The sequence below is a fragment of the Streptomyces sp. WM4235 genome (genome assembly GCF_001279725.1).
In the GTDB taxonomy this organism is placed as follows: domain Bacteria; phylum Actinomycetota; class Actinomycetes; order Streptomycetales; family Streptomycetaceae; genus Streptomyces.
The window spans coordinates 1-304 of sequence record NZ_LGDE01000384.1 but is presented as its reverse complement, the minus strand read 5'-3'; the positions used below and the strand labels follow the sequence as shown (position 1 = coordinate 304).

At 65.8% G+C, this 304-nt stretch carries 1 pseudogene; it reads left to right on the top strand.

The features are described 5' to 3' along the window. Positions 1-304 (top strand): annotated as a pseudogene (locus tag ADK55_RS23325) (vitamin B12-dependent ribonucleotide reductase); the annotation flags it as partial.

Sequence of the window (304 nt, the reverse complement as noted above, 5' to 3'; positions counted from 1 at the left end):
CTTCATCCTGGCCGTCGACGACTCCATGGAGTCGATCCTCGACTGGTACAAGGAAGAGGGCATGATCTTCAAGGGCGGCTCCGGCGCCGGCCTGAACCTCTCCCGCATCCGCTCCTCCAAGGAGCTGCTCTCCTCCGGCGGCAACGCCTCCGGCCCGGTCTCCTTCATGCGGGGCGCGGACGCGTCCGCAGGAACGATCAAGTCGGGTGGTGCCACCCGTCGCGCCGCCAAGATGGTCGTCCTGGACGTGGACCACCCGGACGTCGAGGACTTCATCGCCACCAAGGTGAAGGAAGAGGAGAAG